This window comes from Geobacillus sp. LYN3 (genome assembly GCF_003064505.1).
Taxonomy (GTDB): domain Bacteria; phylum Bacillota; class Bacilli; order Bacillales; family Anoxybacillaceae; genus Parageobacillus_B; species Parageobacillus_B toebii.
This window is the reverse complement of record NZ_QCWL01000001.1, coordinates 1621168-1643416: the sequence shown is the minus strand read 5'-3', so window position 1 is coordinate 1643416 and position 22249 is coordinate 1621168. Positions and strand designations below refer to the sequence as shown.

At 43.2% G+C, this 22249-nt stretch carries 25 protein-coding genes and 2 pseudogenes; 7 read left to right on the top strand and 20 right to left on the bottom strand.

The window, feature by feature from the left end:
- Window positions 1-75: 75 nt before the first annotated feature.
- Window positions 76-216, top strand: a pseudogene (sspO, locus tag DCC82_RS08600) (small acid-soluble spore protein O); the annotation flags it as partial.
- A gap of 92 nt (window positions 217-308) precedes the next feature.
- Here the strand turns inward: sspO and DCC82_RS08595 are convergent.
- Complete coding sequence (locus DCC82_RS08595; RefSeq protein ID WP_015863579.1) at window positions 309-569, bottom strand: hypothetical protein; 261 nt, start codon at window positions 567-569, stop codon at window positions 309-311.
- Between the two features lie 125 nt (window positions 570-694).
- On the opposite strand from DCC82_RS08595, the gene DCC82_RS08590 reads away from it, so the two are divergent.
- Together DCC82_RS08590 and DCC82_RS08585 are read left to right on the top strand one after the other, a co-directional pair.
- Complete coding sequence (locus tag DCC82_RS08590) at window positions 695-841, top strand: small acid-soluble spore protein P (protein WP_015863578.1); 147 nt, start codon at window positions 695-697, stop codon at window positions 839-841.
- 91 nt (window positions 842-932) lie between these two features.
- Window positions 933-1319: an Hsp20/alpha crystallin family protein gene (locus DCC82_RS08585; protein WP_097354367.1), complete on the top strand. Its 387-nt coding sequence runs from the start codon at window positions 933-935 to the stop codon at window positions 1317-1319.
- A 172-nt stretch (window positions 1320-1491) separates the two neighbouring features.
- Here DCC82_RS08585 and DCC82_RS08580 read toward each other — a convergent pair whose 3' ends face one another.
- The gene (locus tag DCC82_RS08580; RefSeq protein WP_108430329.1) at window positions 1492-2160 is read right to left on the bottom strand and encodes a cell wall hydrolase; all 669 of its coding nucleotides are present in this window, start codon (window positions 2158-2160) and stop codon (window positions 1492-1494) included.
- A gap of 261 nt (window positions 2161-2421) precedes the next feature.
- On the opposite strand from DCC82_RS08580, the gene DCC82_RS08575 reads away from it, so the two are divergent.
- Window positions 2422-2856 (top strand): DUF2621 domain-containing protein, encoded by a 435-nt coding sequence (locus tag DCC82_RS08575; protein WP_015863575.1) that lies wholly within the window; start codon window positions 2422-2424, stop codon window positions 2854-2856.
- 49 nt (window positions 2857-2905) lie between these two features.
- Here DCC82_RS08575 and DCC82_RS08570 read toward each other — a convergent pair whose 3' ends face one another.
- The 3 genes from DCC82_RS08570 to DCC82_RS08560 form a co-directional block, all read right to left on the bottom strand.
- On the bottom strand, window positions 2906-3394 hold the full coding sequence (locus DCC82_RS08570; protein WP_374720441.1) for a CcdC family protein: 489 nt from the start codon (window positions 3392-3394) through the stop codon (window positions 2906-2908).
- 70 nt (window positions 3395-3464) lie between these two features.
- Entirely contained in the window at window positions 3465-3821 is a 357-nt protein-coding gene (locus tag DCC82_RS08565) for a response regulator (RefSeq protein ID WP_015863573.1), read from the bottom strand.
- 32 nt (window positions 3822-3853) lie between these two features.
- Window positions 3854-4561, bottom strand: a complete 708-nt coding sequence (locus tag DCC82_RS08560; RefSeq protein ID WP_015863572.1) for a cytochrome c biogenesis CcdA family protein — start codon at window positions 4559-4561, stop codon at window positions 3854-3856.
- Between the two features lie 170 nt (window positions 4562-4731).
- Between DCC82_RS08560 and DCC82_RS08555 the strand changes: the two genes are divergently transcribed.
- Complete coding sequence (locus DCC82_RS08555) at window positions 4732-4908, top strand: aspartyl-phosphate phosphatase Spo0E family protein (protein ID WP_015863571.1); 177 nt, start codon at window positions 4732-4734, stop codon at window positions 4906-4908.
- Between the two features lie 16 nt (window positions 4909-4924).
- Here the strand turns inward: DCC82_RS08555 and DCC82_RS08550 are convergent, their stop codons facing one another.
- The 8 genes from DCC82_RS08550 to yneA all read right to left on the bottom strand — a co-directional run bounded on the left by DCC82_RS08550 (window position 4925) and on the right by yneA (window position 13002).
- Entirely contained in the window at window positions 4925-6709 is a 1785-nt protein-coding gene (locus tag DCC82_RS08550; RefSeq protein WP_015863570.1) for an ABC transporter ATP-binding protein, read from the bottom strand.
- On the bottom strand, window positions 6691-8460 hold the full coding sequence (locus DCC82_RS08545) for an ABC transporter transmembrane domain-containing protein (protein ID WP_097354366.1): 1770 nt from the start codon (window positions 8458-8460) through the stop codon (window positions 6691-6693). The genes DCC82_RS08550 and DCC82_RS08545 overlap by 19 nt, the downstream gene beginning before the upstream one ends.
- Window positions 8461-8573: 113 nt before the next feature.
- Entirely contained in the window at window positions 8574-8786 is a 213-nt protein-coding gene (locus DCC82_RS08540) for a YneF family protein (protein ID WP_015863568.1), read from the bottom strand.
- A gap of 87 nt (window positions 8787-8873) precedes the next feature.
- The gene (sirA, locus tag DCC82_RS08535; RefSeq protein ID WP_015863567.1) at window positions 8874-9311 is read right to left on the bottom strand and encodes a sporulation inhibitor of replication protein SirA; all 438 of its coding nucleotides are present in this window, start codon (window positions 9309-9311) and stop codon (window positions 8874-8876) included.
- A gap of 156 nt (window positions 9312-9467) precedes the next feature.
- Entirely contained in the window at window positions 9468-11474 is a 2007-nt protein-coding gene (tkt, locus tag DCC82_RS08530; protein ID WP_062677511.1) for a transketolase, read from the bottom strand.
- A 112-nt stretch (window positions 11475-11586) separates the two neighbouring features.
- Complete coding sequence (locus DCC82_RS08525) at window positions 11587-11817, bottom strand: DUF896 domain-containing protein (RefSeq protein WP_015863564.1); 231 nt, start codon at window positions 11815-11817, stop codon at window positions 11587-11589.
- A 207-nt stretch (window positions 11818-12024) separates the two neighbouring features.
- Window positions 12025-12678 (bottom strand): YneB family resolvase-like protein, encoded by a 654-nt coding sequence (locus DCC82_RS08520; RefSeq protein ID WP_108430328.1) that lies wholly within the window; start codon window positions 12676-12678, stop codon window positions 12025-12027.
- 18 nt (window positions 12679-12696) lie between these two features.
- A complete protein-coding gene (gene yneA / locus DCC82_RS08515; protein ID WP_015863562.1) occupies window positions 12697-13002 on the bottom strand; it encodes a cell division suppressor protein YneA in 306 nt (101 codons plus the stop codon).
- 152 nt (window positions 13003-13154) lie between these two features.
- On the opposite strand from yneA, the gene lexA reads away from it, so the two are divergent.
- Entirely contained in the window at window positions 13155-13778 is a 624-nt protein-coding gene (gene lexA / locus DCC82_RS08510) for a transcriptional repressor LexA (RefSeq protein WP_062753273.1), read from the top strand.
- Between the two features lie 48 nt (window positions 13779-13826).
- On the opposite strand, the gene glnA is transcribed toward lexA, so the two are convergent.
- From glnA to hflX, 4 genes are all read right to left on the bottom strand, one after another.
- Window positions 13827-15161 (bottom strand): type I glutamate--ammonia ligase, encoded by a 1335-nt coding sequence (gene glnA, locus DCC82_RS08505; RefSeq protein ID WP_097354364.1) that lies wholly within the window; start codon window positions 15159-15161, stop codon window positions 13827-13829.
- A gap of 43 nt (window positions 15162-15204) precedes the next feature.
- Window positions 15205-15609: a MerR family transcriptional regulator gene (locus tag DCC82_RS08500; protein WP_015863559.1), complete on the bottom strand. Its 405-nt coding sequence runs from the start codon at window positions 15607-15609 to the stop codon at window positions 15205-15207.
- Between the two features lie 74 nt (window positions 15610-15683).
- On the bottom strand, window positions 15684-16952 hold the full coding sequence (locus tag DCC82_RS08495; RefSeq protein ID WP_097354363.1) for a methionine gamma-lyase family protein: 1269 nt from the start codon (window positions 16950-16952) through the stop codon (window positions 15684-15686).
- A 16-nt stretch (window positions 16953-16968) separates the two neighbouring features.
- Window positions 16969-18216 carry a GTPase HflX gene (gene hflX, locus DCC82_RS08490; RefSeq protein WP_081189001.1) on the bottom strand — a complete coding sequence of 416 codons (1248 nt, stop codon included), beginning with the start codon at window positions 18214-18216 and terminating at the stop codon, window positions 16969-16971.
- Window positions 18217-18393: 177 nt separating this feature from the next.
- On the opposite strand from hflX, the gene DCC82_RS08485 reads away from it, so the two are divergent.
- Complete coding sequence (locus tag DCC82_RS08485) at window positions 18394-19014, top strand: trimeric intracellular cation channel family protein (protein ID WP_097354362.1); 621 nt, start codon at window positions 18394-18396, stop codon at window positions 19012-19014.
- Window positions 19015-19046: 32 nt separating this feature from the next.
- Here DCC82_RS08485 and DCC82_RS08480 read toward each other — a convergent pair whose 3' ends face one another.
- The 3 genes and pseudogenes from DCC82_RS08480 to DCC82_RS08470 form a co-directional block, all read right to left on the bottom strand.
- On the bottom strand, window positions 19047-20195 hold the full coding sequence (locus DCC82_RS08480; protein WP_097354361.1) for a thiolase family protein: 1149 nt from the start codon (window positions 20193-20195) through the stop codon (window positions 19047-19049).
- An 18-nt stretch (window positions 20196-20213) separates the two neighbouring features.
- On the bottom strand, window positions 20214-21065 hold the full coding sequence (locus tag DCC82_RS08475; protein WP_097354360.1) for a 3-hydroxyacyl-CoA dehydrogenase family protein: 852 nt from the start codon (window positions 21063-21065) through the stop codon (window positions 20214-20216).
- A 55-nt stretch (window positions 21066-21120) separates the two neighbouring features.
- Window positions 21121-22185 (bottom strand): annotated as a pseudogene (locus DCC82_RS08470) (AMP-binding protein); the annotation flags it as partial.
- Window positions 22186-22249 lie beyond the last annotated feature (64 nt).

The window sequence follows — 22249 nt, the reverse complement described above, 5'->3', positions numbered from 1 at the left end:
TATACTAAAAATATAAACCCCGCCTTCCTCCACAGCTAAAGCAGTGGGCTTCCGGCGGATGTTCTCGTGAATAAAATGGCAAAGCGGAAAGCGAACCATGTTATCCCTGGAATGAACGCGGCAAGTGCTCAAGGAAAAGGTGCCGGCTACAACGAAGAATTTTCTAATGAACCGCTGACAGAAGCACAACGCCAAAACAACAAAAAAGAAAAAAGAATCAATAACAACGGTTCGTCCGTTTCGTCATCCTGGACTACCGTAAATTTTTGTACAAATAAAAAAGGGAATGTCCTGTCGCGACATTCCCTTTATTGAATTTCATTCACTTCATCGACAATCGCTTGCAAATCGTTGCGAAACTTTTCCAATTGAACGCGCTGTTTTTCTGAAGCTACTTCCATCGCATTATTAATTTGTTCAAACGCTTCGTTTACTTCTTTCTTTAAATGACTTAATTGATGGCCATAATCGGCTTGGTCGCGCACTAAATGATCATACCATTCCTTCGCTTCCATCGTTCCTTTTTGTGCCGCTTGAAATGCTTCCTGCTTATTTTTATGATAAGCCATCGTTACTTCCTCCTTTTATAAATACGGCCATGCATTTATTATCTTTTCAAACATGCCATAAATTATACCGCGAATAAATGAAAGACAATGATGCATGCTAATGAACAAAAGGAGGATAACCAAACATGACAAATAAAAATACAAGCACAGATATGCGAAAAAACGCTCCAAAAGGAGACAATCCGGGACAGCCAGAGCCGCTGAGCGGATCCAAAAAGGTTAAAAACCGCAACCATACGCGGCAAAAACATAATTCCAGCCATGATATGTAATTAACTATTTTCCGCTCCCACCGCGAACATTTCCCGCGATCATGCATACGATAAACAACAGCGATACTACGAATGCGGGGGAGCTATCCAAGTGCACAAAAATCAAAAGGAAGAGCAAAGCGAACTGCGGCAATGGCTGGAATTGTTATGCAGCGACCCTTATGCATCCATATTAGATGAAACAATTTTTCACGTTGATGTGTTGGAGACGACAGAAGACTATATTATCGAGGCCGAGCTTTCGCATTGTCAAAAAGAAAACATTGTCATACTATGCGAAGACCATTCGCTGACGATTCAAATACAGAAAAATGGGGTAACGGAAAAACAGCGGAATATTTTACTGCCATTCTCGCTTCTGGACAAAAATATTTCCGCCCATTTTTCACCGCCAATTTTAGAAGTTCGGATTAGTAAAGTTACTCTACAAAACCATTCACCTCAAAATCATATCACAGTAATAGATATAAATGAGTAGGCTCTTATAAGAAGGGCTTTTTTTGTTTACATAATATTTTTATTGAATTGTCTATTCTTTTAATTTTCATAGATAAAATCGAGCCGTTCCGTTCCACACTCTCCTCTATGAAAGAGATAAGCCCGTTGTTACAAAAAAATGAGGATATTCCCAATCTAGGGAATATCCCCATTTATTTTGCAAATACATGATTCCCGATACGAATCGTTACCGGTCTTGATAACATCCATTTATCTTTCATAATTTTAGGGTTATAGAAGTACAGCGAACCGCGGCGGTCGTTCGGGAATAGCGATAGTGCTTGATCGACCGCAGCATAATCTTGTTTCGTCGGCTGAATGCGCGTTAGTTTTCCTGTTTTTACAGAAACAAACGCATAACCCGATTTTGTTTTTTGGTAAATGACACCTTTAATGCTCTTTGGAAAAGCAGGATGTTTCACGCGATTTAAAATAACGAGCGCAACTTCCACTTTCCCGGCAAATGGCTCGCTAAAACCGGTTTCCGCATGGACAAGCTGTGCCATTAGTTTTCGTTCTTCTGCACAAATAGAAAATTTCGGCTTTTGGGAAGCAGGTTTCTCTGCTTGCTTCGCCGCTTGAGTTTTTACAAGCTGCGGCACTTTGATTGTTTCGCCGACAATAAGAACATCGCTTTTTCGATGATTTAATGATTTTAACGCAGAAGTGGTTGTTTTATATGTTTTCGCAATCTTGTAAAGCGAGTCGCCTTTCTTCACCTTATAGTATGTATAAGTTGTTGCCGCATCTGTTGAATAAGAGGTAAAGCCAACGACCATACAGCAAACTACCGCGAGTGTTGCAAGAGTTTTTTTCATCATTATTCTATCCTCCTCATAGTTGCCTTTTGGTTTGTCGTCTGCTTGTAATAGATTAGCATGTTTATAGATACATATCACTGGTTTCTATTTCCATTCGACTGCTATAACAATAGTCCAGCTATTGACACATAAAGGATTGCGGCATTTCTTTACATTTGCATTACATTTTCGTAACAATGTGATAAAAACATGCTTATCTTGCCAAAAACCGCTTTTTTCGCAATAATGGTTGATAGATTGGAATTCGTTGAGGTGGGAATGATGCTAAAAGGTTGGTTTCTTTGGTTTATATTGTTTTGGAGCGTTTTTTTGCTTGTCACCATGTCGATCGGTGGTTTTTTTATGTTTCGCAAATTTTTAAAACGGCTGCCAAAAGAAGATGGGAAATCGGAACTAGATTGGCAGGAATATTATATTGAGCAGACACGGCATTTATGGGGAGAAGAAGAAAAGGCGCTTTTAGAGGAATTAGTAAAACCGGTTCCTGAATTGTTTCGCGATGTCGCTCGGCAAAAAATTGCTGGAAAAATCGGGGAACTCGCGCTTCAAGAAAACGCTTCTCGAATTACAAAAGATTTAATTATTCGCGGTTACATTATAGCAACCCCAAAACGCGACCATAAATTTTTAATAAAAACATTAAAAGAAAAACAAATTAATATCGCTCCTTATGAACATTTGCTGCAAAGCAAGTAAGCTGATTGCAAAGAAAAAAGCGGGACGCATCTCCCGCTTTTTTCTCTTATTATGTTGTTAAAATGGGCGGTTGGTGTTTTAAACGCCGTTCTAATTTTTTATACGTAATATACATTGCAACACGCCACGGCACAATCATTGAAAAAGCAAGCAAATAAAACATCCCGCTTAATTGGCGATAGTCAATGGTTCTTCCTAAGTATGTTTTTAAGCCAAGACGAATGACAATCAAACCGACTAAAATGAAGATAAACGCTTTCGAGCGCTTTAAGTAAATTTTTCCATTTCTGATTTCAAATTTCGACGTTTTAATTAAGAAGATGGAAAAAAATGCTCCTAAAACAACCGCCTCAATCAGTTCTCCTTTCGTTACGCGAAATACTGGGTCGATAAACATTAAAGCCCCTGTGCTCATAAATATTGGAGGTAAAATAATTTTTTTGGCGTTTGTCGGTTTATTCGATGCTTTCATCCTCACAAACAAAACGAGCAATGCCATGAATACTGCAACGATCGAACTTACGATAGCCAAACACATCATCCTCTTCATTCAAGTGTATGATAATATATTATAACAAAAAGCAACAAATCTTGCATATGCATATTGCTTATAATAAACGCTCCACCGCTTCGATCACGCGGCTTTCTTCAAACGGCTTCACAATAAAATCAGCCGCTCCTGCTTCGATCGCCTCTACAACCATGCGCCGCTGCCCCATTGCTGAACACATAATAATTTTCGCATTTGCATCTTCTTGTTTGATCGCACGCACAGCTTCGATCCCATTCATCACAGGCATCGTAATATCCATCATGACGATATCCGGTTTTAATCTCTGATACAGTTCCACTGCCTCTTTCCCGTTTTCCGCTTCTCCAATAATTTCATGGTTCGCTTTTTTCAAAATGGTGGATAACGTCATTCTCATAAATTTTGCATCATCAACAATGAGAATTTTTGCCATGACTCCTTTACTCCCCTTAATAACAAACTAATTTAAAAGCCGGTGAATCCTCCAAAAATACTTGTCGTATACGTAATAATTTTTGTCATCCAGTCAAAAAAGAGAACAACACCCATTGCAATCATCACATAACCGCCGATTTTCATCATTTTTTCACTGTGGCGACGGATCCATTGCAGCTTTCCGATAAAAAACGAAAGAATAAAAAACGGAACGGCAAACCCCAACGAATAAGCAAGCATATATAGCATTCCAGAACTTGGGTTTGTCGCCGCCAGTGCAATGACCGACACCAAAATCGGGCCAGTGCACGGAGTCCAACCGGCCGCAAAAGCCATGCCAATGATGATCGAGCCGATGTAGCCAGAAGGCCGCTCTTGAAACGAAAAACGACGATCTTTCATTAAAAAAGCCGGGTTCCATATTCCGACAATCACAAGGCCAAAAATAATAATGAGAAGCGCACCGATTTGCCGTATAAAATCTTGGTATTCACTAAACCATTTCCCAATAAGCGACGTTCCGAATCCAATCGAAATGAATATAAGAGAAAAACCGAGCAAGAAAAATAATGTATGCAATAAACTTCGCCGCTGCATCAACGCGTTCTCCGTCTTCAGCTCACTCACCGATATGCCGGTGATATACGATAAAAACGCCGGGTATAAAGGCAGACAACACGGAGAAATAAACGATAAAAAGCCGGCACCAAATGCTAAAAATAGATTGACATCGGCCATTTTTTTCAACTCCTACTTGATTTTTTATTTTTATTGTAGCAAAAATATCATTATTAGTAACCTATGAACAACCATGCTTTTTTCTTTTTCAATTTTGCTCTTTTGAATTTATTGGTAAAATAGTATACAATACACCTGTAAAAATTTTAAAAGAAAGGACTTGTTCCTCTGTGCCGAACAAAGACATTTTAATTTTAATTGAAAAAAAGCGGATGGAATTGATTGAAGCAGTCGCAAAAAACGGATTGAACTCAACCGTGACGATTCAAGTGAGCCGGGAGCTTGATTCACTTTTAAACACGTATAACAAACAAAACTATAAGCAAAAAAGCGCTCCTCGTCCATAGCGTGAGAAGCGCTTTTTTACGCATATTCTTCGACATCTATTAGTCCGTTTTGCAATAAATACATTTTATAATATAACCCTTTTTGTGCTAGCAACTCTTGATGTGTTCCCCTCTCCACAATTTCCCCGCGATGAAGGACGAGAATTTGGTCAGCATCTTGAATCGTGGAAAGACGGTGGGCAATCGCAATCGTCGTTCGACCTTTCCGCATTTTTGCGAGCGCTTCTTGGATCGCTTCTTCTGTTTCTGTATCGATATTGGCAGTCGCTTCATCCAATACGAGTATTTTTGGATTTGCCGCAATGGTTCGGGCAAACGAAATTAACTGCCGCTGCCCACTAGAAAAAGTAGATCCTCTTTCTACTACTTGGTGATCGTATTTGTCCGGAAGTTTTTCAATAAATGAGTCCGCCTGCACGAAACGAGCAGCGCTTTTCACCTGTTCATCCGTTAAAGATTGGTTGTACATGCGAATGTTGTCTTTAATGGTTCCATAAAACAAAAATGGATCTTGTAGCACGAGGCCGATATTTTTACGGAGCTCTTCCTTCGTGTAATCGCGAATCGATACACCATCAATGAGAATATCACCGCGGTCAAATTCGTAAAACCGCATTAACAAATTAATAATCGAGCTTTTTCCGCTGCCGGTATGACCAACAAGCGCAACGGTCTCACCTGGTTTGGCGGCAAACGAAATATGCTTGAGCACATCCCGTTTTCCGTCATACGAAAAACTAACATCGCGAAACTCAATCTTACCTTCTGTAATCGATGCTTTCGATTTTTCCGCGTTCTTCGGCGCCAACTCTTCATGATCAAGAAGTGCAAATACGCGTGAAGCGGAAACGATTGCCTGCTGATATAGGGAAAGACGCATCATCATTTGCGTCACTGGTTCAAAAAAACGCTCCAAATAGTTGACAAACGCATACAACACCCCGATCTCCACCGGGCTTTCCATCGCGGAAATTCCAAAAAAGCTAAGAACAACCATAATCGATACGATGTAAACGAAATCGATCGCAGGACGCAATAACAAACCGTCGATTTTAATATTTTTCATGCCTGCGGCGTAATGTTTGTCGTTAATTTGCGAGAATTCTTCGCGAAGCCGTTTTTGCTGGCGAAACACTTGAATAACTGCCATCCCTTGCAACGATTCGTTTAGTTTCGCATTTAATTCGCTGAGACGTTCACGCATATCTTTATAAAAAATCGAGCTGTAATGACGATACAATTTCATAATCCAAATAATAACCGGCAAGATAAATAAACAATATACGGCTAGTTGTACGTTTAACGCAAACATCGCAATAAATACGCCAATCACAAATACGCCATTTTGAATAAAAGCGGCAAGTACACTAACAAACATGTCTTTGATCGCTTCCGTATCGTTCGTCACGCGTGACACAATGCTTCCGCCTGGCGTCTGATCAAAATAGCGCATCCCAAGCTCGTGCACTTTCGTAAACACGTCCATCCTTAGCGCCTGGATAACCTTTAACGCCAGTTCTTGAAATTTAACGAGTTGAAAGTAGGAAATGATCGTTTTAAGGAGCAAAACACCGATATATGCTGCCGAAAGCCAAAATAGTGGCTCAAAATCAAGGCGCTGCGGTGTTAAATAATCGTCGATAAATATTTTCACTAAATACGGTCCGATGAGTTCTCCGGCCGTTGCCAGCACAAGCAATATAAAGGCAAGCATGGTATCTTGTTTGTATAATTTCATGTACGATAACAATCTCCATAAAACTTGCCGTTGTTCTTTTGGTGTTAACGATTTATTTTCCATACTTGCCCTCCCTGTTCCACTAATGACTCAAGCTGCTGCCGTTCATACATATTGCGGTACCAGCCGCCTTCTCTCATTAGTTCTTCGTGTGTTCCCATTTGCGCGATGCACCCTTCTTCTAACACAAGAATTAAATCAGCGTGCTGAATCGCGCTAAGCCGATGTGCGGTAATAATCGTCGTTTTTCCACCGCGATTTTCTTTTAAAGCTGTCAAAATCCGCTCTTCCGTTTTAGCATCCACCGCTGATAATGAATCATCTAAAATAAGCACTTCCGGATTTAAAAGTAAAGCACGAGCGATCGAAATGCGCTGCTTTTGTCCGCCGGAAAGCGAAACTCCTCTTTCCCCAACAATCGTTTCATAGCCGTCGGCAAACTGTTCGATATCCTCGTGAATATTCGCTAATTTTGCCGCTTTTATCACATCTTCTTCACTCGCTTCCGGGCAGGCAAACGCAATATTTTCCCGCACCGTAGCAGAAAACAAAAAATGGTCTTGCGGTACATAGCCAATCGACGAACGAAGCGCATGTAATGTATATTCGCTAATTTCGTGATCTCCGAAACGAATTTCCCCATCGTATTGATCAAACTCGCGAATCAATAGCTTAAGCAGCGTCGTCTTTCCTGCCCCGGTCTTTCCGACGATGCCAAGCGTCTGACCACGCCGTAAGTGAAAGCGAATATTCCGTAAAACAGGTTTTTCTTCATTCGGATACGTAAATTGTTGAATATCGTAAACAATATCCCCTGTTGGAGGGGTGGCAATCGCATTTTCCGCCTCTTGAATTTCCTCTTTCTCGTCAAGCAGCGCTCGGACACGGTCATACGATGCCCGCCCGCGCTCGACAATGTTAAACAGCCAACCAAACGCCAACATCGGCCAAATTAACAAACCGAGATACGTCGTAAACGATACGAGCTTGCCGATGGTTAATTCACCGGAAAGGACCATTTTTGCGCCGAACGTAACGGCTAAGAAAAACGAAATGCCAACGATCAATGAAATCGTCGGGTCAAATAGAGCATCGATTCTCGCAACCGCCATGTTTTTCGAAACGACATCTTCCGACTGCTTGCGAAATGATTCAATGTCGTCTTGCTCATAGCCAAACGCTTTGATTACACGAATTCCACTTATGCTTTCTTGTACTTTATCGTTTAAGGAAGAAAATGCTTCCTGCGCCTTTAAAAACCGCTGATGCAGAAGCGTGCCATAGCGGCTTGTCGCAATCGCCATAATCGGCATCGGCAATAAACTAATGATCGTTAATTTCCAACTTATCGTAAATGCCATCGTCGCCAGCACGAAACTGCCTAACGCCAATGAATCGACAAGCGTCAATATCCCGATTCCAGCTGTTTGTTGAATTGCTTGTAAATCGTTTGTCGCATGTGCCATTAAATCACCGATACGTTTCCGTTGGTAAAAAGACGGCGACATTTTCGTAAAATGGGCATACAGCTCATTGCGAAGCTGCCGCGATAACTTCACAGCCGAACCAAAAATTAAAATGCGCCACCAATAACGCAATACATATAGGACGATGGCAACAACAAGCAAAGTAACCATCCAGCGAATGAGAATTGCTTTTGTAATCGTTCCTTCTTTTATATGATCAATCATAATTCCGATGACTTTCGGCGGAATCGTTTCGAAAAAAGCAACGATCAAAAGTACAATAATTCCTGTTATATATGCTTTTTTCTCCTGACGAAAAAACCAAAATAAATCACGAAATACCGTCATCGAACCTCTCCCATCGTCACGTAAAATGCGCTATATTATTGTAGCAAAAATAAAAAAATTTTGGAAGTTTATTTAAAATAAAAAGACACTCCGTTCCGAGTGCCTGTCCGTGTTTATTTTAGCTGATTGTTCATCATTTTCATCATTTGATTGATTTTTTTCTGGGATGGTGTCATCCCCATTTGCATCATCATCATCCGAATCATTTGTTCATTAATTGGCGGGTTTTTCTTTAAATAGTTCATCATCGTTTTACGGGCAATGAAAAATCCTAGCGCTGTTCCTGCAATAAGCGCTAGAACACCAACGAGAATCGTTGTCCACATACTATTACTTCCTCCTTCATGTTGTCTATCTAACAGTGTACTAAACCATGTGGTATTATACAATATTTCCTTACAAAAATCTTTTATTTACGCAAATTTTCTTCCGTCCATCAACGGAGTCAGCCAACCATAGTCGTCAAAATCGGCGCCGACCGCTAAAAAAGAAGGGGAAATTTGCGCAAGCGCGCGGCAAATGTCGTCAGCGATCGATGAACTGTCGGTGACGAGAAGCAGGCGGCGCTTTTGCACGATAAGCAGCGCTTCATCCCCGATTTCATTTTTCAATATAAACATATTTCGCTCTAAATTTTTGCCGACGCTGCCGGCAAAATATTGTTTCAATCCTAATTCCAATCGGGAAAACGATAACCGTTCGGTAATAAATTCGACTTGTTTTCGGCAAATGCTTTTCAACGGCGCTTTCGCGCATTGATGCTCACGCAATAGCCCGACAATCTTTTCCGTACGATCGCGATAATAGCTTGCCACTTCTTCATTTAGCAAATAAATCCAATAGCGTACCATTTCCCATCCCCCGTTCCTTCTATTCGTTTATTTCTATTATAAGAAAACAAAAGGGAAAAATATGTCTATTAACGGAAAATTTTTTTGCTAACATTGTCGATTTTTCACATAACAAAAGCTGTCTTCACCAAAAAAGGCGAAGACAGCTTTTTCTTGTTATTTGCCAAGCAATGCTTTTACTCGTTTGACCACATTTTCTACTGTAAATCCGTACTCTTCCATGATTTTTTCTCCTGGTGCGGAAGCTCCGAAGCGGTCGATGGCTAAAATATCGCCTTCATCACCGACATAACGCTCCCAGCCGAGCGAAGCTGCCATTTCAATCGCTAAACGTTTTTTCACTGTACGCGGAAGCACTTGTTGTTTATACTCATCTGGTTGTTTTTCAAAACGATCCCATGATGGCATGCTGATGACAGAAACGTGAATGCCTTCTTCCGCTAATGCTTGTTGTGCTTTCACCGCAAGGCTTACCTCAGATCCAGACGCAAGCAATAATGCTTCTGGATTGCCGTTTTTCGCCTCAGATAGGACATAAGCACCTTTTTTCACGCCTTCGTATGCCCGTTCTGCCGTATTCGGCAATGTTGGGACATTTTGCCGCGTTAACACTAATGCGGTCGGTTGATCGGTTGACTCTACGGCTAAACGCCATGCAGCCGCCGTTTCATTCGCATCAGCCGGGCGAATGACTGATAAATTCGGCATCGCGCGCAGCGATGGCAAATGCTCGATCGGCTCATGCGTCGGCCCGTCTTCGCCAACAGCGATGCTGTCATGCGTAAGAACGTACGTCACTGGCAAGCCCATTAATGCAGCGAGGCGGATGGCAGGACGCAAATAATCAGAGAAAACAAAGAACGTACCGCCGAATACTTTTAAACCGCCATGTAATGCCATTCCGTTCATTGCTGCGCCCATCGCAAATTCACGCACGCCAAACCAAATGTTTCGCCCTTCATAGCTTTCTGGCGTAAAGTTTCCGGCGCCTTTAATTAATGTTTTATTGGAACTTGCAAGGTCAGCTGAACCGCCGATCAATTGCGGAACCGCTTTAGCAATTGCGTTTAGCACTTCTCCAGAAGATGCGCGCGTTGCCAGGCTTTTTCCTTCTTCATATACCGGAAGAGCTTTTTCCCATCCTTCTGGAAGTTCTCCGTTCATCGCTAATTTCAATTGTTTCGCCAAATCCGGATACGCTTTTTCGTACTGGGCAAATAGTTCATTCCATTCCGCTTCTTTTTTCTCTCCCGCTTCTTTTACTACTTGACGGAAGTGATCATATACTTCTTGCGGAACGTAAAAATCTTCTTCAAATGTCCATTTATACGCTTCTTTCGTAAGTTTTAACTCTTCCGCCCCAAGCGGAGCGCCGTGTACGTTAGATGTTCCGGCTTTATTTGGCGAACCGTAGCCAATGGTCGTTTTCACTTCAATCAATGTCGGACGAGTCGTGTCCGCTTTCGCTTCTTCAATGGCTTTAGCGATTTCCTCAATATTATTTCCATCTTCTACGCGCAAATATTGCCAGCCGTACGCTTTAAAGCGCTGTTCTACATTTTCAGAAAAGGAAAGGTTTAATTCTCCGTCAAGCGAAATATCGTTCGAGTCATAAAGAACGATAAGGCGGCCGAGTTTTAAATGTCCAGCTAATGATGCTGCTTCAGAGGCAACCCCTTCCATTAAGTCGCCATCGCCGCAAATCGCATACGTATAGTGGTTTATAATTTCAAAATTTTCCCGGTTATATGTAGCTGCTAAATGGCGCTCTGCCATTGCCATACCAACGGCCATTGCAATCCCCTGGCCGAGCGGACCAGTCGTTGCTTCTACCCCTGGTGTATGGCCATATTCTGGATGTCCTGGCGTTTTGCTGCCCCATTGACGAAATTGTTTAATATCTTCCATGGAAACATCGTAACCGCTTAAATGAAGCAAGCTGTATAACAGCATCGACCCATGCCCTGCCGATAACACGAAACGGTCGCGGTTAAACCATTTCGGGTTGCTTGGATTGTGATTCATAAATTTCGTCCAAAGTGTATATGCCATCGGTGCCGCTCCCATTGGCATTCCTGGATGACCGGATTTCGCTTTCTCGATGGCATCAATCGACAATGTTCGAATCGTCGTAATCGCTAATTCTTCGATTGTATGCGTCATGTTTTTCATCCTTTCATCAACGTAGTGTCAATTCTATCATATAGAAAATGAAAGGAAATGTACAACTTATTTCTTTAGTTTATAAAAGAAAGCATCTTTATGTTTATGCCTTTTAATGCAACCGGCTTTTTTGACTTTCTTTTAATTTTTTTGGTGTCACATCATTGCCATTGGGATCGATAACCGTTACGGAATGCAACATATCCTCCATCGCTTTGCGAAACACTTGGATGTATTCGCGGCGAAGCTGCTGCTGTTCAAGCGCTTCTTCCTTTGTTAAACCAGATGATTTCGCCTTTTTGGCCAACTCGTTAATTCGTGCCATTTTTTGCTTTGATAACATGTTTGCCTCCACCTATTATTGTATTGTTACGCTCTCATCTTATAGGACATAAATAGAAATCGCAACTATCTTGCTTCATCGCACGCTTGGGCATATTTTGATAAGACGTTCAAAATCCATGAAATGCAAAAAGATCCGCCGCAAACGAAGAACGGATGCATCTTTATATAAAAAAGCAACGGAAAAGATTGTTTATTAACGATGCTTTCATATGGACGATGAATGAGAATCCACATATTCTCGATAGCGGCGGTGAACGGTCGCTTTCGAAACATCGTAACCAAACCCGCGCAATGTCGCAGCAATTTCCGCAAACGTCAAACCGTTATGGCGCAGGCGGACGATTTCTTCAACAGGGAGATCGATTCGCTCCCTCCCAGCATTTTCGCCAATGTGCTTTAAATTTTGCTCAGGCCGATACCCCTGCTCAATCGCCCGCTTCATTCCGCGCTTAATTTTTAAATTATGTATTTTCCGCTGATACTCTTCGACAATGCTAAGAATGTTTAATACCATCGAATCCGCCTCTGATAGCTGCATTTCACCGTTATGGGTGATCGTATATATTTTTACTCCCTCTTTTTGAATGCAGTGGAGAAGTGCGATTCTTGCATGGCCGCGTCCCAATCTTGTTTCATCTTGAATAAGAAGCGCATCAATCCGCTGCTCTTTCAATGTGGAAAGCAAGTCAAACACACCGTCTCTGTCTACTTCATAGCCGCTTGCTTGTTCCATAATGACTTTCACTACTTCAAAGCCGTGCTTTTCTGCAAGAAGCTCCAGTTCTTCTCTTTGGCGTTCCAGCGATGTCTCCTGCTCTCCTTTATCTGTGCTGACACGACAGTAAATAACCGCTTTCACTTTAACCACTCCATGATTTTATTTGCTGACGACTAACGATTTGTTTTCTTTTGATTTTAACACAGGAATAACGATTTTTTCACCGGCGACAATTTGCTGGCTTGACAAATGATTGACATCGATCACCCAGTTAATAAATTCCGTTGTCGAAAGTTGATGTTGTTCTTCATATTCCTTTGCCAACTTCCATAGCGTGTCTCCCGATGCGACCGTAATTTCCATATATTTGTCTTTTTCGAGCGGTTTGTTCGCATATAAAAATCCCCCAATTACCATCAATAAGAGCGCCGAAAAAATAATATAATGCACAAACATGCGTTTCATGTTATCCCACCCCTTAAGAATATTTGTTCGGTTTTATCCTCATTATAATGAAGAACATTTGTTTGTGTCAATATAAATCTCGAACTTATGTTTGTTTTTTTAATGCCTGCATGCTATAATGTAAACAAATGATGTGGTAAGAGGTGTGTAGGATGACGAAACTATCAAAGCGGCAACAGCAAATTTTGGATTTTATTAAAAAAGAGGTAAAAACAAAAGGCTACCCTCCTTCTGTCCGCGAAATCGGCGAGGCGGTCGGACTTGCTTCCAGCTCCACCGTACACGGGCATTTAGCACGGCTCGAAAGCAAAGGATATATTCGCCGCGATCCAACAAAGCCGCGAGCTATTGAAATTTTGGATGCAGATTTTTCTGCTTCCAATCAAACAGACGATGTCATCTCCGTGCCGATCATTGGCAAAGTGACAGCCGGTCAGCCGATTACAGCCATTGAAAACATTGAAGATTATTTTCCGCTGCCGAAGCGGCTCGTTTCATCGGGAGATCACGTTTTTATGCTTGAAGTGATGGGAGACAGCATGATTGAAGCAGGTATTTTAGATGGAGATTATGTGATTGTGCGCCAACAGCAATCCGCGGATAACGGAGATATCGTTGTGGCAATGACAGAAGACAATGAGGCGACGGTAAAGCGGTTTTTTAAAGAGAAAGATCATATTCGCCTGCAGCCAGAAAACTCTAATTTAGAACCAATTATCGTCCGCGATTGTACGATTCTCGGCAAAGTAATCGGCGTCTATCGCGTCATTCACTAAGATACAAACAAAGGCTATCTCGCATGAAGCGAGATAGCCTTTTGCCTTTTAATAGAGTTCCATATATTGATCGCGTTCCCATTGGTGCACAGCAGTTCGGAACATATCCCATTCGATTTCTTTCGCTTCGACGAAATGTTCGAATAAATGTTTTCCGAGCGCTTGAACGATTACTTCGTCCGATTTTAAGTTTTCGAGCGCTTCCGCCAATGTCGCTGGCAAGTCAACAATTCCTTCTTCTAGGCGTTCTTCTCTTGTCATCACGTAAATGTTGCGGTCCACTGGAGCCGGAGGAGTTAATTTGTTTTTAATTCCGTCTAGTCCAGCTGCTAACAATACTGCCATTGCTAAATAAGGGTTGGCCGATGGATCCACGCTGCGCACCTCAATGCGCGTGCTCATTCCACGTGAAGATGGAATACGGATCAGCGGGCTGCGGTTGCGAGCGGACCATGCAACATAACATGGCGCTTCATATCCAGGAACAAGACGTTTGTATGAGTTCACCGTTGGGTTTGTCACCGCCGTAAAGTTTGGCGCATGTTTCAGCACACCAGCAATAAATTGACGCGCCGTATCGCTTAATTGCAAGTCGCCATTTGGATCGAAAAACGCGTTTTCATTATTTCTAAATAAAGATAAATTGCAGTGCATTCCAGAACCGTTAATGCCGAAGATCGGTTTCGGCATAAATGTTGCATGAAGACCGTGTTTGCGTGCAATGGTTTTGACAACAAGCTTAAATGTTTGAATGTCGTCGCACGCTTTTACCGCATCGGCGTATTTAAAGTCAATTTCGTGCTGGCCAGGCGCCACTTCATGGTGCGAAGCTTCAATTTCAAATCCCATTTCTTCTAATTCAAGAACGATATCACGACGACAGTTTTCTCCTAAATCGGTTGGCGCCAAGTCAAAATAACCGCCTTGGTCGTTCAATTCAAGGGTGGGACGCCCATTTTCATCGAGTTTAAACAGGAAGAATTCTGGCTCTGCACCTAGATTGAAAGCGGTAAATCCGAGCGCTTCCATCTCTTTTAACATCCGCTTTAAGTTATAGCGTGGACACCCTTCAAACGGAGTACCATCAGCCTTATAGATGTCACAAATAAAGCGGGCTACTTTTCCTTTTCCCGCCGTCCATGGGAAAATAACGAACGTATCTAAATCAGGATATAAGTACATATCCGATTCTTCGATACGGACAAATCCTTCGATCGATGAACCGTCGAACATCATTTTGTTGTCTAGTGCTTTTTCTAGCTGGCTGATTGGAATTTCTACGTTTTTGACGGTGCCAAGAATATCGGTAAATTGCAGACGGATATACTTGACGTTTTCTTCTTTGACGATGCGCATAATATCTTCTCTTGTGTACTTTGCCATTTCTAAACTCCTCCCCGGCTCCCAATTTTATGAAGAACGATTATTAATGAAAGAAGCGAGCGAGATCTCCTTGGCGTAGTGATGCACGATGAAATCGGCCTGCTTGCATGAGTTCGGTTCGCAAAATTTCGCGCAATTCCTCATCGGATAAGCTTTGTTTCACCACTTTTTCCACTTTTTCCGTTTGTTCTTTATTCTTATCCGATTGTCGCGCTGCAAAAATTTGCTTGATGCCGGCCAAGTTTACTCCTTGATCAATCAGGTCTTTAATTTCAAGAAGGCGATCGATATCGTTTAGTGAAAATAAACGGCGATTCCCTTCTGTACGCGCTGGAGAAACAAGGCCATGCTCCTCGTAATAACGGATTTGACGAGCAGACAATTCTGTTAATTGCATCACTATCCCAATCGGAAACAATGGCATGGAACGACGAATGTTGCTATTCATGCCAATTCCTCCTCGCTTATGATAATTTATTTTACATCACGTTAGAATACATGTCAATTAAATGTTAGATTTCCTTACAAAGAAAGTAATTGTTTTTCCATTAACTGATCAATCGCCGTACAAATAGCGATTTTCACATGAGAGTACGTTAATCCTCCTTGTACATAAGCAACATATGGAGGCCGAATCGGACCGTCCGCAGTTAATTCAATGCTCGCTCCTTGAATAAACGTTCCTGCCGCCATAATGACGTCGTCTTCATAGCCGGGCATATAGCTTGGGTACGGAGTAAAATGTGCGTTTACCGGAGAGGAAAATTGTATCGCTTGGCAAAACGCGATCATTTGTTCCGGATCCTCAAATTGTACTGACTGAACTAAATCCGTCCGCTTCGCATCCCAAGACGGCTGCGTGTTTAAACCAATTCGCTCAAGCATCGCCGCTGTAAAAACCGCTCCTTTTAACGCTTGGCCAACGATATGAGGAGCTAAGAAAAACCCTTGATACATTTCATGTAAGCTATATAAAGTCGGACCCGCTTCGGCGCCGATGCCCGGAGAGGTCATGCGATACGAGCATGCCTGCACATATTCTTTTTTTCCAACGATATAGCCTCCCGTTTTCGCAATTCCTCCGCCGGGATTTTTAATCAGCGATCCCGCCATTAAGTCTGCACCGACGTGGCATGGTTCTTTTTCTTCGACAAATTCGCCATAACAATTGTCGACGAAGACAACGACATCCGGCTTGATCGCTTTTACAAACGAGATCATTTCGCTTATTTCTTCAATCGTAAATGATGGCCGCGTAGCATATCCTCTCGAACGCTGAATGCCGATCATTTTTGTCCGCTCATTAATCGCGTTTTTGACGGCATCAAAGTCAACGCGGCCTTCTGTTGTCAGCGGCACGCTTTGATAATGAATATGAAATTCCTTTAATGAGCCGACACCACGGCCGCGAATGCCAACAATTTCTTCTAACGTATCATATGGGTTTCCGGTAATATAAAGCAGCTCATCACCTGGCCTGAGAATGCCGAATAAAGCAATGGAAATCGCATGTGTTCCTGAAATAATTTGCGGACGGACAATCCCCGCTTCAGCTCCGAATACGTCCGCATATATTTGTTCGAGCGTATCGCGGCCGATGTCATCATATCCATACCCTGTTGATGGAATGAAATGGCTGTCACTCACTTTATGACGCCGAAAACTTTCTAATACCCGATATTGATTGATATCGATCCGTTCATCAATTTCTTTGTGGATTGGTGCAATTTGTGCTTCGATTTCTTTCACAAGTGCAGCGATTTTTTCTCCATGTCGTAACTGTGTGAACATATGATGACCCTTTCTATTATTGATATTGTTGCAATTGTCCATATAACGGATGTTTTGGCATTATATAGCCTTTACATTCATACATACCGCTTTCTTCATTATAATGCAACTCACGTAAAATCGTTTCCGCTTTTAACTGAGCAAGCAGTCTCCCCTCATTGCTCGGAATCGATACATGATAATGAACCATTTGCTTCATCATCGTCTCTTCAATAAATTGCCGCAGCCTGTGTAAATCGTGCGCGTCAAAAGCGCTGATGATGATTGCATCTGTTTTTGTACTTGGCACAAAGTTACGATGGGCAATATCCCGTTTGTTGTAGATGGTAACGATCGGAATGGCCGAGACGCCCAGCTCATCAAGCAATTCGTAAACCGTCTGTTCATGATTGTAATAATCTGGATTCGATGAATCAACAATGTGCAAAATTAAGTCTGCTTCTTTTACCTCCTCGAGCGTGGAACGAAACGCCGCTACTAACGTTGTCGGCAAATCTTGAATAAAACCGACCGTATCCGTTAAGAGCGCGGTATAGCCGCTTGGAAGTGTTATTTTTCTCGTCAGCGGGTCGAGGGTGGCAAACAATAAATTTTCTTCGAATGAATCCGCATCAGTCAAGCGATTAAACAGCGTCGATTTTCCCGCGTTCGTATAACCGACAAGAGAAATTTGAAAAACGTGATTTTTTTTGCGGCGTTCTCGGTATCGCTCGCGATGCTCGGCAACCAATTTCAATTGTGTTTTAATTTCATCGATGCGCCGATAAATATGCCGGCGGTCCGTTTCTAACTTTGTTTCCCCCGGTCCTCTTGTTCCGATCCCGCCGCCAAGGCGAGACAACTCCGTTCCTTGTCCGCTTAAACGCGGCAATAAATATTGCAATTGCGCAAGCTCTACTTGCAGTTTTCCTTCTTTGGAACGTGCGCGTTGCGCGAATATATCTAAAATAAGCTGTGTCCGGTCAATAATGCGTACGGATAGCTGCCTTGACAAGTTGCGGTTTTGACTCGGTGATAATTCATCATTAAAAATAACGACATCTGGCTCTAATTGTTCGACAAGGTGAGCAAGTTCTTCTACTTTTCCTTTTCCGATATATGTCGCTGGATGGATCGCTTCCCGCTTTTGCGTAACGGTCATGATGACTTCGCCGTTTGCGGTATGCACTAGCGACGCTAATTCTTCCATGGAATAAAAAAACCGTTCATCATCGATATGGGGAAGTTGACATCCGACTAAAATCACTTTTTCACGTTCGTTCAATGCAGCACCTTCCTTCCATCAGCGTAACTCAACCTGCATCCATCATAACAAATCTTATCGCAAATCGCTATATAACAAGCATACGGCCTGTTATCATAATAAAATAATGAGGATTGATTTTCCGTTTATATGACCATACAATTGTTACCGTACAACGAGAATGAAAGGGATGCACGTATGACATGGGAAGTGTTAAGCATCATTGGCACGATTGCCTTTGCGATTAGCGGCGCGATTGTCGCGATGGAAGAAGAGTACGATTTGCTTGGCGTCTATATTCTTGGCATCGTTACCGCGTTTGGCGGCGGCGCCATTCGCAATTTGCTAATCGGTGTCCCGGTATCGGCGTTATGGGAGCAAGGAACGTTGTTTCTTATCGCGTTATTGGCCATGACCATTGTTTATTTATTTCCGCAAAAAACATTGACACATTGGAAACGATGGGGAAATTTTTTTGATGCGCTCGGCCTTTCGGCGTTTGCGATTCAAGGAGCGCTTTATGCTGTAAAAATGAACCATCCGTTAAGCGCGGTGGTTGTTGCCGCGGTGCTCACAGGCAGCGGCGGCGGCATTGTCCGCGACATCCTTGCCGGCAGAAAACCGCTGGTGCTTCGCGCGGAGATTTACGCGGTATGGGCGATTGTCGCCGGCATAGCGGTCGGAACAAAACTTGCCTCCACCCCTGTCGAGCTTTATATATTGTTCGTTGTTGTCACGTTTTTAAGAATTTTATCGTACACGTATAATTGGAAACTTCCGCACCGTTCATTGCGGAATCAATCGATGGATCAGTCATGAAAAGAACCGGGCATTCATAGCGCCGGTTTTTGTTACAATCGTTCGATAATCGTTGCCGTAGCCATCCCGTGACCGATGCAAATCGTCAGCAATCCATATTTGCCGTTGCGCCGCTCGAGTTCGTAAACAAGCGATGTCATTAATTTCGCTCCGGTCGCTCCTAACGGATGGCCTAACGCGATTGCGCCGCCGTTTACGTTCACTTTGGAAAGCGGAGCGCCAATTTCTTTTTGCCACGCTAATACAACAGGGGCAAACGCTTCGTTAATTTCGATTAAATCGATATCATCAATCGTTAATCCTGCTTTTTGAAGCACCTTTTTTGTTGCCGGAATCACACCGTCAAGCATATATGTCGGATCGGAGCCGACGACTGTTTGCGCAATGATCTTCGCTTTTGGCGTTACGCCAAGCTTCCACGCTGTTTCTTTTTCCATTAATAGCACCGCAGCCGCCCCGTCGCTCATTTGGCTCGCATTGCCTGCTGTAATTTTTCCGTTTTCCCGAAAGACAGGCCTTAGTGAAGCGAGCGCTTCTGGCGATGTATCGCGGCGCGGTCCTTCATCTTTTGTTACCATTATGGCGTTCCCTTCTTTATCCAAACCTTCCACGGGCACAATTTCTCGATCAAATATCCCTTGTTCTTGCGCCCGAATCGCGCGCTGATGACTTTCGTATGCATATGCGTCCAGCTGCTCGCGCGTCAGCCCGTACTTTTCGGCGATTAATTCCGCAGAAACGCCCTGATGGACAAATTCGTATTTTTCATGGAGCGACGGCGGAATCGTTTTTTCGTTTCCATCGCTTAAAATCGGCACCTTCGTCATGCTTTCGACGCCGGCAGCAATCGTAATGTCCATATCGCCAGAGCGAATTTCTTGGGCAGCAAAATGAATTGCCTGCTGCCCTGACCCGCACATCCGATTGATTTGCACGGCTGGCACTTCGATTGGAAATCCCGCCTCCAGCGCAGCAAGCCGCCCAATATTGTATCCTTGCTCTGCAATGGGCGTGACACATCCCATCACAATATCTTCGACAAGCCGTTTTTCGATTCCAGCTCTTTTTACGACTTCATTGAGCACCGTTGACGCTAAATGAACGGGATGTACGTTGCGGAACACGCCGTTTCGCTTGCCGACTGGCGTGCGCACCGCTTCGACAATGACGACCTCTCTCATCCTTTTCCCTCCTTGCGCTTATTCGTTGTACGTATAAAATCCTTTGCCTGTTTTTCTTCCTAAATGCCCTGCTTCCACCAGCTTGCGCAAAATTTGCGGCGCCCGGAAACGGTCTCCGTAAGCTTCGGTTAAATTTTCGCTAACAAACAGCATTGTGTCTAATCCGACCATATCGGCTAGCTCCAACGGCCCCATCGGATAGTTCAATCCAAGACGAACCGCTTTATCAATATCCTCGGCGGACGCGACTCCTTCTTCATACATGCGGATGCACTCGATCATATGTGCGGCAATCGCTCTTGTCGTGACAAACCCTTGTCGGTCTTTGACAATAACCGTTTCTTTGCCGATTTCTGCGGACAACTGTTGAATAACTGCTACCGTCTCTTCGGATGTCGTCTCTCCTTTAACGATTTCAATCAGCTTCATAACAGGGGCTGGATTAAACCAATGCATGCCGATCACTTTATCCGGTCTTGTCGTCGCCGCGGCAATTGCTGTCACGCTTAATTCTGATGTGTTCGTTGCTAAGATGGCCTCCCGTTTCGTATAACGGTCTAACTTCTGAAATACGTCTTTCTTTAACGATAAATCTTCCGGCACCGCTTCAATGACGACATCCGCCCCCTCTACCACTTCTTGCAAATCAGTGCCAATGCGAATGCGCTGCAACGTTTGCTGCGCATCTTGTTCGGTTAATTTTCCCGCTTTTACAAACCGGGACAAGCTTTTTTGAATCGAAGCAATCCCTTTCTCAAGGGCCGCTTCGGAAATATCGTATAAACGGACGCTTTTTTTCGCCATCGCTACCGACTGGGCAATGCCGCTTCCCATTAATCCAGCACCAACCACTGCAATCGTCTTTGCCATAACGTCTCCTCCATTCAAAGTTCAAGTCTATCGCTCGTTTATGGCACATCATTTGTTATTGAGAATTCTTACTAGAATAATAGTTTTGCAGCTCCTCACGCAGCTTCCGTTTTAAAAATTTTCCGACGCTCGTTTTTGGTATTTCTTTCATAAAGACAATGTCATCCGGCAGCCACCATTTTGTAAACTGCGGCCGCAAAAAGTCATAAAGCTCTTCTTTCGTCACCGTTTTTCCTTCTTTTAAAACGACACATGCAATCGGGCGTTCTTGCCATTTCGGATGCGGCACAGCGACAACTGCCGCTTCAAACACCGCTTCATGCGCCATTAACGCATTTTCTAAATCAACGGAAGAAATCCACTCTCCACCGCTTTTAATCACATCTTTCGTGCGGTCCACAATTTTGACAAACCCTTCTTCATCGACATTGACGACATCCCCTGTATGCAGCCATCCGTCACGGAACGCCTCTCTTGTCCGGTCGTCATTATAATATTCCGCCGCAATCCACGGACCGCGCAAACATAGCTCGCCCATTTCTTTTCCGTCCCAGCGCACCTCCCCGTCCTTGCCAATCACTTTCATTTCCAAACCCGGGACAAGAATTCCTTGTTTTGCGCGCAATTCTAATTGCTCCTCATAAGATAAGTCTTGCTGATAGCTTTTTAGACGCGATACTAGAACGAGCGGGCTTGTTTCTGTCATGCCATAGGCGTGGATAAACGGGATATTGTATTTTTCTTCAAACGCGCGGATCACTCCTTTTGGCGCCGCCGAACCGCCGCATACGATCCGCGTTAAACTGCTTACATCATAGTTTCCTTTTTCTAATTCTTGCAACAAACCGAGCCAAATAGTCGGCACTCCCGCAGTCACGGTCACTTTTTCTGTTTCAATTAATTCTGCCAATACTTTCGGCGTAAATGCCGGTCCAGGCATAACTAATGTAGTACCAAACCATGTCGCTGCAAATGGAATGCCCCATGCATTGACATGGAACATCGGTACGACCGGCATCGCTACGTCTTTTTCCGATAATCCTAGTGTATCTGCTAATCCAAGCGCCATGCTGTGCAGTACCGTGCTGCGATGCGTATACACAACCCCTTTTGGATTTCCGAATGTATTGATACGGATTGTATAAAATTATTATGTATTATTCCTCTTAAAATAAAAAGGCGGA